This window comes from Pseudoalteromonas sp. SR45-4 (assembly GCF_014163535.1).
Lineage (GTDB): Bacteria > Pseudomonadota > Gammaproteobacteria > Enterobacterales > Alteromonadaceae > Pseudoalteromonas > Pseudoalteromonas nigrifaciens.
Map to the genome: position 1 here is coordinate 1 of NZ_JACJDO010000078.1, position 3,949 is coordinate 3,949.

Here is a 3,949-nt window from a genome sequence, read left to right on the forward strand (position 1 = left end):
TTTTAATATTTTAATATTTAATATTTTAATTAATAGTCATTTTTTGAACTACTTTAAGCTATCTACGAGTAATGTTTTACCCTAGTTGCCAATAATAGTAGCCGCCAAATAACGCACTGCAGTTAATAATTATGGTGAGCCAAAGTACGGCTATAAAAATACGCTTTTGTGATTTATGCCTAAACCATTGCTGAGCGATTAACGCCCCCGGCCAGCCACATAATAATGCTAAGAGGTGTAAAGTTCGCTCTGGCACTCTCACCACTGGCTGCTTTTTACTCATGGCCAAACGTTTGTCCCATTTATAAACTAAAATGGTAATTGTACTCATAACTACGTACACACTTGCGGCAATTGTAGGCCAATAGCTAAACAGCCCTCCTACGGTTAATACACACATAAAACCAATCGAAAAAAGTAATAATGCTTTTTTAATCAAGTAACTCTCACCTATACTGTATCTAGGCCATACCCAGATTCACTTATACTAGGCAGTAATTATGTCATATTTAAAAACACTGATACTAACCTTTTGCATTGTATTTACAACCACTGTAAATGCACAGCCAGCTGATTTAGCTAAAGAGCTCAGCGCATTTAAGCCATATTTAGGCACATGGCAGGCTAATTTTACAGTCCCTGAAGGCGCAAAGCCAAAGCAAGACATTAATAAATGGCAGCGGGCTTTAAACGGTAAAGCTATTCGTACTATACATTCAATCAATGAAGGAGAGTATGGCGGCGAGTCGATGATATTTTACGATAGTAAAAAAGACTCATTAGTATTTTATTATTTCACTACGGCGGGGTTTTACACTAAAGGCACAATGAAGATACTTAGCCCTACTCAGTTTGTAGCCTATGAAGAAGTAACGGGAAATAAAGAAGGCATAACTAAAGTTAAGTCTACCAGCGAAATTAAAGGTGATGAATTTATTGTATCAACCTCGTACTTAAAAAAAGGCGAGTGGACTAAACCTGCAACCCGAACCTATACACGCAGTAACCATCAGGTTAAGTTTCAATAAAGCGTTTATAACAACATTTAATTGAAAAAGGCAGCCAAGGCTGCCTTTTTCATAACTACTTAGAATTTATAAACTACTTTATGAATTTTTTAAATGGTTCATCAACTGGCGTATCTGCAAGGTGGTTAGTGTAGTTACTCATTACTTTTTGCGATAAGCCTACAATAATTTCAAGCAGTTGTTGCTTGCCATAACCCGCTGCAAAAAACTTTTCAATCTGCTCATCACTTATCACACCGCGGTCACGTGCCATTGCAAGTGTGGTTTCACGAAGTGCTTCAAGCTTAGGATCAGCAAGTGGTGTTTTATTTACTAGCGAATCAACAATACCTTGATCAACTTTCATTGACGCTGCAATTGCACTGTGGGCTGGCACACAATAATGACAGTTATGTTCAACGTTAATTGATTGCCATACAACCGTTAATTCTTCAGCATTAAATGACGTGTTTTGAAACAGCTCATGCAGTACTTGATAACCTTTAAGTAAAGTAGGTGCTTCTGCCATTACTGCATGTAGATTCGGTACCATACCAAACGCAGCTACTGAATCGGCCATAAGAGATTTTGATTCTTCAGGTGCATTTTCTGCTGTATATAAAGTAAATTCTGTCATGTTTAGCTCCAATAAATAATTAGTTAGTTAACTTCGAGACACATACTATTTGATTTTGAGCGGTTGTTCAAGTTAAAATTGAGCATGTGTTCAAATAATTGAGAAATGAGATGGCGAATAAGATTAAGTTTGAGCGTGAGACAGTTGTCCGCCTTGCAAGTCAGCTATTTTGGGAAAAGGGTTTTCATGCAACATCGACGCGTGATTTACAAGAAGCTATTAATATGCGACCTGGCAGTATCTACTCTGCTTTTGGCTCTAAGGAAGGGCTTTATATTGAATCTTTACGAGACTACACAGTACAAATGGAGAGCCAGATTAAAGAGTGCCTATCCACATCAGATACTATTTTGGGTGGGCTGCGCGCTTTTGTTGAAAATGTAATAACAAAAAAAGAAAGTGCGCCTAGTGCTATTTGTATGCTGGTAAAGGCCAACTGTGAATTTGCAGATAAAGACAGCAATTTATATCAACTAAGCTTAGATTTAATTGATAAATTTGAAAACTACCTTTCGGTTCTTTTTGAACAAGCAATAGCAAAAAATGAGTTAAGTAATAATATATCTGCGCAAGAGTATGCACGCTTTTTTGAAGTGCAGTTTACTGGTTTACGTGGTTATTTTAATCGCCCGGGTGTTGAGTCACTGGCTCAGCCAATGATAGATCAAATGTTTAAGATCATAAAAAGCTTATAAACGTCTCATTTTAGTTATTTGAACAAAAACGGCAGTAATTTAAATTACTGCCGTTTTTATTTTGTCTCAGTGCTAAATAACTATTACGTTTTTAACTTATTAAGTTCTGAGTCTTGTTGCGCAACTAATTTATTAAGTACTTCACTGCTGTCGCCTGCTTGTGAAGATAAATCAGATAGCTGCGAAGCCGCGTCTGATATCAGCGTTAAATTACGGTTTATTTCTTCGCTCACTAAGCTTTGCTCTTCAGCTGCGGTAGCAATATGCGTAATTTGATTAGTAATTTCGTCCACTTTAACTACCACGCTATGCAGTGCATCAAACGCTACTGAAGTTTCATCAACTGCACTTTGTGCCCGCACTACGCCTTTTTCGATAACCGTTGAGGCATTACCTACTTCAAGCAACAAGCTATCAATTAATCGACTAATATCATCGGTTAATGAGCGCGTTTTTGACGCCAGTGCACGCACTTCGTCTGCAACAACCGCAAAGCCTCGACCATGATCACCCGCTCGTGCAGCTTCAATTGCAGCATTTAGCGCAAGTAAATTGGTTTGCTCTGAAATAGTACGAATCACATCTAAAATTTGCGTTATATCGTTACTGCGCGACGCCACTTTTTGCACCGCTTGGTTAGCTTCTTTGATTTCCTCAGACATGGTTTTAACTTGGCTCATGGCTGATGACAAACTCGTTTCACTGCTTACCACTAAGTTATTAATTTCACCCGCTTGTTGCGCCGATTGTTCTGATGCGCGAGCAACTTCAAGCGCAGTTGCGCTCATTTCATTCATTGCGGTAACTACGCTTTCAATTTCGTGAAACTGCGCCTGTACATTATGTTTAGTATCAATAGCAATATGCTGGGCAATTTCACCTTGCTGCTTAGTTTGATCAGACACATCTTTTAGCTGTGCAATTAACACTCTAAGCTTAGTTAAAAATCGATTAAAGCCATCGGCTAATGCAATTAGCTCTGCATGCGACTCTACATGCAGCGTATGGGTTAAGTCGCCCTCCGAGCTGGCAAGGTTATCAACGCGTTGCTGAATTTGCTGCAGTGGAGCAACAATACTGCCAATAACTAGCTTCATAATAATAAAAGCAACAACTGCAATTGCTAAACCAGTTATTAAAATAATAACCCCTAGTGACTGCGCAGTTTGCTGCATATTTTGCGAAAGTGCTTGCGGCCCGGCCAGTGCAAGCTCTGCTGGTACTTCTATAATTAACGACCACTGCCTATTAGCAAGCTTAATATTAATTGGGTAATTAACTAAATACTGATCGTTAGCTTTAAAAATACCACTGTGATCTTTTAGCTTTTCTAAATTATTAATCGTTACTGCGTTAACAGCTTCTTTAAAAGGACGCCCTAATTTAGATTTATAATGGCTGCTACCAACCACTAATCCCAAATCACTCAGCAAGGTTACTTTTGCTTTGCCATTATAAAGTTGCTTAGAAAGCTGCTCTGTCATGTGACGTGGTTTAATGGATTCGACTACCCAAGTTAAGAGATAATCAACTTAACTGGAGATCGATAATGACAAAACGTAAAAAGTATTCCAAAGAATTTAAACTTGATGCCATCGCATTAGTTGTTG

The 3,949-nt window shown here is 38.3% G+C and carries 4 protein-coding genes and 1 pseudogene; 2 read left to right on the top strand and 3 right to left on the bottom strand.

The genetic code is table 11. The features are described 5' to 3' along the window. Positions 1-76 precede the first annotated feature (76 nt). Complete coding sequence (locus H5058_RS17905; RefSeq protein ID WP_182679341.1) at positions 77-439, bottom strand: DUF1294 domain-containing protein; 363 nt, start codon at positions 437-439, stop codon at positions 77-79. Positions 440-500: 61 nt separating this feature from the next. Here H5058_RS17905 and H5058_RS17910 point away from each other — a divergent pair, with 61 nt between their 5' ends. After that, complete coding sequence (locus H5058_RS17910; protein WP_182679343.1) at positions 501-1,028, top strand: hypothetical protein; 528 nt, start codon at positions 501-503, stop codon at positions 1,026-1,028. 73 nt (positions 1,029-1,101) lie between these two features. Here H5058_RS17910 and H5058_RS17915 read toward each other — a convergent pair whose 3' ends face one another. After that, entirely contained in the window at positions 1,102-1,644 is a 543-nt protein-coding gene (locus H5058_RS17915; RefSeq protein ID WP_011329822.1) for a carboxymuconolactone decarboxylase family protein, read from the bottom strand. Between the two features lie 110 nt (positions 1,645-1,754). Here H5058_RS17915 and H5058_RS17920 point away from each other — a divergent pair, with 110 nt between their 5' ends. Continuing rightward, entirely contained in the window at positions 1,755-2,339 is a 585-nt protein-coding gene (locus H5058_RS17920; RefSeq protein WP_011329821.1) for a TetR/AcrR family transcriptional regulator, read from the top strand. Between the two features lie 83 nt (positions 2,340-2,422). On the opposite strand, the pseudogene H5058_RS17925 reads toward H5058_RS17920, so the two are convergent. After that, positions 2,423-3,823: pseudogene (locus H5058_RS17925) on the bottom strand (methyl-accepting chemotaxis protein); the annotation flags it as partial. Between the last annotated feature and the right edge of the window lie 126 nt (positions 3,824-3,949).